Annotated in this window: 4 protein-coding genes; all 4 read left to right on the top strand. The window is 40.9% G+C overall.

Annotated features, from left to right (window positions below):
* Window positions 1–152 precede the first annotated feature (152 nt).
* Window positions 153–1,325 (top strand): DUF1343 domain-containing protein, encoded by a 1,173-nt coding sequence (locus QL984_RS18125; protein WP_138764479.1) that lies wholly within the window; start codon window positions 153–155, stop codon window positions 1,323–1,325.
* A gap of 30 nt (window positions 1,326–1,355) precedes the next feature.
* On the top strand, window positions 1,356–2,996 hold the full coding sequence (gene pbp4b, locus QL984_RS18120; protein WP_138764478.1) for a penicillin binding protein PBP4B: 1,641 nt from the start codon (window positions 1,356–1,358) through the stop codon (window positions 2,994–2,996).
* Between the two features lie 80 nt (window positions 2,997–3,076).
* The gene (locus QL984_RS18115) at window positions 3,077–4,453 is read left to right on the top strand and encodes a Na+/H+ antiporter NhaC family protein (protein ID WP_138764477.1); all 1,377 of its coding nucleotides are present in this window, start codon (window positions 3,077–3,079) and stop codon (window positions 4,451–4,453) included.
* 610 nt (window positions 4,454–5,063) lie between these two features.
* The coding region (locus QL984_RS18110; protein WP_290173184.1) for a hypothetical protein at window positions 5,064–5,625 on the top strand (562 nt) is incomplete at its 3' end.

Here is a 5,625-nt window from a genome sequence, read left to right as displayed (position 1 = left end):
GACCGCTGACCGCTGACCGCTGACCGCTGACCGCTGACCGCTGACCGCTGACCGCTGACCGCTGACCGCTGACCGCTAATTCTTAAAACCTAAGCTGCTCTTTAAACTTAGCTGTGTTATTTTAAATGCCTTGTTTAAAAGGATCTTGCTGTATGTTTAAAACCGTGTTTTTTACCTTCTTTTTTATACTAAGTGCACTTTTTACCGTTGCTACACATGCAAATGAGACTAAACATGCAATCGCCGTAGGTGCAGAGCAATTTGCTTTGTATGCACCCCAATTAAAAAACAAACGTGTAGGGCTGGTGGTTAACCAAACCTCTCTTGTGGGGCAAACGCATTTAGTTGATAGCTTGTTGGCTAAAAACATCAACATCACTAAAATTTTTGCACCTGAGCATGGCTTTCGAGGCGATCACGATGCCGGTGCTCATGTACAAAACGCCGTTGATAGCAAAACCGGTATTGCGCTTATTTCTATTTACGGTAAAAACAAAAAACCAACCCCCGAGTCATTGCAAAATGTAGATGTAATTATTTTTGATATTCAAGACGTGGGCGTACGTTTTTATACCTACATAAGCTCTATGCATTACATGATGGAGGCCGCGGCAGAGCAAGGTGTTGAATTTATAGTACTCGATAGACCAAACCCAAATATTGCTTATGTTGACGGCCCATTATTAGAACCAGAATTTAAATCGTTTGTGGGTATGCACCCAATCCCTGTATTGCATGGTATGACGGTAGGCGAGCTTGCTAAAATGATCAAAGGTGAGGGGTGGATCAATCAGGCTCGTGATTTAAAGCTAAACGTGATCCCTGTTGCAGGCTACACCCGCACAACGCCATACAGTTTGCCGGTAAAGCCAAGCCCTAATTTACCCAACGATCAATCAATTGCGCTTTATCCATCACTTTGCTTTTTTGAAGCCACTCCTATTAGCATAGGTAGGGGAACTGACTTTGCCTTTCAGGTCATAGGTTACTCGCCGGTGGCGCTTGGAGAATTTAGTTTTACCCCGCGTTCAATAAAAGGCGCAGCGCTTAATCCAAAGTTTAAAAACCAAATGGTGAAAGGGATTGATTTACGCCATAGTAATATCACAGGTTTAAACTTAAATTATTTAATTAATGCTTACCAGCAGCTTACACAGGCTAAACAGCTGTTTTTTGAACGTGCCGATTTTATGGATAAGCTCGCAGGAACTGATAAATTAAGGCTCGCCATAGAAGCAGGGCACTCAGCTGAGGAAATCAAACAAAGTTGGCAAGCCGGGCTAAAACAGTTTAAACAGCAAAGAGCGCCATATTTGCTGTATTAATAAAAGGGATGCGTGCATTGGGCTTTAAAAATGATAAATAATAAAACGTACTATAAAGTAGTTATATTGCTGCTGAGCATTATTATTGCGGGCTGTAGTCGCTCTACAGCAATTAAATCAGAGCGCCCTTTAACGGTTAATCATATCAACGCGTTAGCTAATGCGCAGGTAATTGCTACCTTTCCTGAGCCCAACCCCAGTAGCAGAGAATATGTAAATAACCGCGGCACTTTTAAAGCCTACCGGGGCCGTGGACAACTATTGCTACAAAATGTCAGTGCGGTTAGCGCCGATATATACATCAATAATAAAAAGCTCTCACTTAATGAGCCTTTACGCGCTAACACCGAGTACGACTTTAATTTAGGGCACTATACGCATAACGGCGTGAACACCTTTAAGGTAGAGAACATTCAACCTGCTGGCGGCAGTTTAACCCTGCGCTTTGCATTTGCTACCTTAGAAAATAGCGCCACAAAAGAAATCGACTTTAGCCAAGTTGATACCTTAATTGAAAACGATATAAAAGCAGGCTTTCCAGGAGCGGTATTAGCGGTTGTTAAAGCGGGTAAGGTATTAAAATTAACTGCGTATGGCGATGCAAAACAATATCAGCAAAGTGATTTAATGCTTCTGCGCCCAGAGCCTATGCAAACCAATACCTTATTTGACTTAGCCTCAAATACTAAAATATTTGCTACTAACTTTGCATTAATGAAGTTGGTCAGCGAGGGGCAGTTAAACATAAATCATACGGTGCATTCATACCTAAAAGAGTATCAGGGTAATGGCCGAGAGCACCGCCAAGTAAAAGACTTACTAACTCATAGTGCCGGTTATCCGCCAGTGTTTGATTTTCATCGAAAAGACACCGCTTACGGCGATGCGTTTTTCTCACAAACAAGCGAAACCACTAAACAGCTATTATTAACAAGTGTGCCATTAACCGCTGAACCTACAGCGCCGCATGTTTACTCTGATATTGATTACATGATTTTAGGGGTTTTAATTGAGCGAATTAGCGGCCAACCTCTCGATGAATACCTAGAGCAGCATATTTACGCGCCTTTAAAACTCAATAACACCTTATTTAATCCGCTTAAAAAAGGTTTTAATCGTCAGCAGTTTGCTGCCACGGAGCTTAGCGGTAATACTCGAGATGGGCGTATTCATTTTGATAATATTCGCACCAATGTACTGCAAGGGCAGGTGCATGACGAACGTGCTTATTATTCGCTTGACGGTGTTGCAGGCCATGCGGGATTATTTAGTAACGCTCCCGATTTAGCTGTGCTGTGCCAAGTTCTACTTAACAAAGGTGGTTATGGCGATACGCAAATTTTTAACGCCAGTAGCTTAGCGCAATTTTTAACGCCACAAAGCAGTGATGAAACCTACGGGTTAGGCTTTCGTCTTGCGGGAAATAACCAAGGGCGGCGCTGGCACTTTGGCCCTTATGCCAGCGCTCAGGCCTATGGCCACACAGGGTGGACAGGCACAGTTACCGTGATTGATCCGGCTTACGATTTGGCCATTATTTTACTCACTAATGCGCGGCATACTCCTATTAAAGGCACTGAAAAGCGCTATCAATTCGTAGGGAAAAATTTTGAAACAGCGCAATACGGCTCTATTGTGTCGCTTGTTTATGAGGCATTATTAAATCAATAAGCGTTAGTAAGTGACTTAAGTGCTTATATCTATTAAGTTAAGTAAAGCGTCGTCATTATAAAAATAAATAAGGTTTGTTTATGCATTGGTATTCTATTTTACCGCCACTGATTGCCATTGCTATCGTGTTTTGGCGTAAAGAAGTGATTATGGCGCTTTTGGTGGCAGTGGCTTCATCTGAGTTCTTACTGGCCATTCAGGGCGAAGGAAATAGCGTATTTAATACATTTTTAAATACCATAGAGCGCATTATTTCGGTAGCAAGCTCGCCAGGTAATACCCGTATACTCATATTTAGTATTTTAATAGGCGCATTACTGGCCTATATTCGCGAGTCTGGCAGTGTTGTTGCTACCGTTAATTTGCTAATGAACAAAGGTGTTGCTAAAAGTAAGCGCCAAGTAGGCTTTTTAACTATGTTTACCGGCGTAGCGGTATTTATAGAGTCAAACTTAAGTGTGCTTACCTCGGGTATTTTATCTCGCGGTCTGTTCGACAAATTTAAAATGAGCCGCGCGCGTTTAGCCTACATAATCGATAGCACCAGCGCCCCTGTGTGTATTTTAATATTACTAAACGGCTGGGGTGCATTCGTACTGGGCTTGTTAGGTAATTACGAATTAGGCGAGTCGGCGGTATCGGTATTGTGGGGCAGCGTAGGCTATAACTTTTACGCCATAATCACCTTGGTTATTGTTTTTTATACCATTGCCTTTGATAAAGTACACGGCCCAATGAAAGAAGCCGAGCAAAAGCTAGAGCTGCAAAAAACCGAACTAAAAGAAGAAGTAAAGGGCTCTAAAGCGCGTTACATGCTAGTGCCATTACTTACCCTAATTGTGAGCATGGTAGGCTTTATGTTTTACACCGGCAACGGCGTACTTGCCGAGGGCAGCGGCTCTAAATCGGTTTTATACGCAACGGTATTAGCCATTGTGGTTGCATATGTTTTAATGATTAGCTCGCGCCAATTTACTCACCATCAATTAGTAGATACCGGCTTTAAAGGCATGGGCGAGTTATTACCGCTGGTGAGTATTGTACTGCTTTCACTTACACTGGGCGCAAGCTTAAAAGAGCTAGGCACGGGCGTATTTGTCGCATCGCTAGTGGGCGATTACCTACCTATTTACTTAATTGTACCAGTGCTGTTTTTAACTGGCGCGGTTATGTCGTTTACTACAGGCACCTCGTGGGGCACGTTTGCCATCCTCATCCCCATTGGTGTACCGCTTATTCAAGCGCTTGGTTTACCGCCATCGCTGGTGGTAGGCGCTATTTTAGGCGGCGGTATATTTGGCGATCACTGCTCCCCAATATCCGACACCAGCGCGGTATCTGCCATCGCCTCGGGGTGTGACTTACTCACCCACGTTAAAACGCAGCTACCGTATGCGTTATTTGGCGGCGCACTGACGTTTATAGCGTACTTAGTAACAAGCATAATAGTGTTATAAAATTTGCTCGTTTAAATACTCAAAGGCCTGCTTAATCGCAGGCTTTTTTGTTTACACGTAGGTTGGGTTGAGTGACACGAAACCCAACTAATCGCCAATGCGATGAGCACATATAAAGCTAATTATATGTAGTGTTTTTTGTAGGTGTACAGCTTGCTGGCGCGTTTAGTGTCAGCCTGAAAAGTTAAATGTAGTTTAAAACTTATTTATCTTTCTTCTTGCTCGCCGTAGTTGCTAAAGAGAGGGGGGCTAAATTATCCAGCACACTTGGTATCACATATTCTATTTTTTCAAATTAATAGATATAAACGTAAACATAAACCAAATTATTCTCCACTCTTGAAAAGTAACTGATTGTCACATATCAACGTGCAGTATTAGACATCCATTACTTATTGTCATTGTGTAATAGTGAGGTAGTTAAATGTAATATTTTTAGTTTATAAAAATAAATTTAAACCGGTGATTTAGTATTGATATTTATCTTATATGAGGCTTCCAAAAGTTTGTTATAGCTTTAATAAATGGTACAAGAATTAAAAACTGGTGCGTTGTAATTTTATTTATAAAGAAATACCATAGAAAATTAAAATATAAATGGATATTAGATATGACTTCTTTTTGGAAATCAGAAGATAAGATGTTTTTACTTAAAGTCTTTGTTTTAGGCTTTATTGCAATTTTAGTTTCAAAGTTTATAAGTAGTTTTGAGCCAGATACCTATAAGCTGTTAGTAGATATCTTTGCTTTATTCTTTAAGGAATCTGGAGTTGCTATGATGATTGCCGCAGTTCTTGGTTATACAGTTGAGGCTATGACCAGAGAGAAGCAAGCAAAAGAGTTAGCTGAGTTTAAGCAGGAGATTAGTGAAGATGTCTTAAGTGCTGTTTTCAGAAAGATTATTCCAGACTCAATTTTTATTGAAGTTAAAAGATCGGTATTAGATCAGACTTTGATCAAGAAGAACGCTTTCCTTTCATATGAACTATCTAAGCTAGAACCTGAACAAATATCAGAGTATGGCCTATCTAATGATGAGGCTGAAGAAATTTTAGTTTGTGAAATAACAACTACTTATAGATTAAAAAATCTTAGTGAATCGCCCCGTGTTTGCCAGAGACTCAATAACTTGAGAAACTGGAACTATGAAAAAATCAAATCGCTATACATCA

Source organism: Pseudoalteromonas sp. APC 3495, from assembly GCF_030407645.1.
Lineage (GTDB): Bacteria > Pseudomonadota > Gammaproteobacteria > Enterobacterales > Alteromonadaceae > Pseudoalteromonas > Pseudoalteromonas tetraodonis.
The sequence above is the reverse complement of the archived record's forward strand: the minus strand, read 5'-3'. Positions and strand labels throughout refer to the sequence as shown.

Coding starts and splice junctions, on each gene's coding strand:
- QL984_RS18125 (WP_138764479.1), top strand. CDS start 153: ATGTTTAAAACCGTGTTTTTTACCTTCTTTTTTATACTAAGTGCACTT.
- pbp4b (WP_138764478.1), top strand. CDS start 1,356: ATGATAAATAATAAAACGTACTATAAAGTAGTTATATTGCTGCTGAGC.
- QL984_RS18115 (WP_138764477.1), top strand. CDS start 3,077: ATGCATTGGTATTCTATTTTACCGCCACTGATTGCCATTGCTATCGTG.